This is a genomic window from Parabacteroides gordonii MS-1 = DSM 23371, from assembly GCF_000969825.1.
Lineage (GTDB): Bacteria > Bacteroidota > Bacteroidia > Bacteroidales > Tannerellaceae > Parabacteroides > Parabacteroides gordonii.
In genome coordinates this window covers 843,658-844,294 of record NZ_KQ033920.1, presented here as the reverse complement: position 1 = coordinate 844,294, position 637 = coordinate 843,658, and the positions used below count along the sequence as shown (strand labels likewise).

1 pseudogene is annotated in these 637 nt (G+C 44.6%); it reads left to right on the top strand.

Features of this window, described 5'->3' with window-relative positions:
• Window positions 1-637 (top strand): annotated as a pseudogene (locus HMPREF1536_RS27965) (DUF4906 domain-containing protein); the annotation flags it as partial.

Genomic DNA, 637 nt, shown 5'->3' with positions numbered 1-637 from the left:
GCACATCAACCGAGAAAGGAGCATTCAGCTACGAGCTGCAACCTCATGCCATAACGAAAGGCGATGTTTCGGTGAAACCGGATCAACTCTATAATCTAGAAATACAGCAATACGATCAATCCGGCAAACGCATTGGTGGAATGCCAAGTGCAGTTACGCAGCAAACCGGTTCCGCCATCAACCTTTCTTTGGCTGAAAACCACGACTGCCAGTTGGTTATCGTAGCCTGGGGCGACGGCAATGCAAGCCCTCGTCTGGGAACAAGCAACAAACTGGAAGATATTCAAAAGCTATCCATAGATGCTTCCGTTATTAATAATATCCCTACCGATAATATGAACAAGATGCCTTATATCCTACACCTCGAACATGTAAAGGTTAGTAGCGGCAAACTTCAAAGTGTTGATGGCAAAGATGCCCGCTTGCTCCTTAAACGTCTGGCTGCACGGTTGACATTGAACTGGTCTTATTCATACGGCGGTTACACATTAAACCAAATCTTACTGGAAAGTATTCCTACTAACTATAATGTAATCCCTAAGCCTGACGGATCAGATAAAACATATCCGTCGTTGCTTGACCAGTTTACAACGATACAGGTCGATCCGTCTGGTAAATCATCCTATTCCTGTTGGAT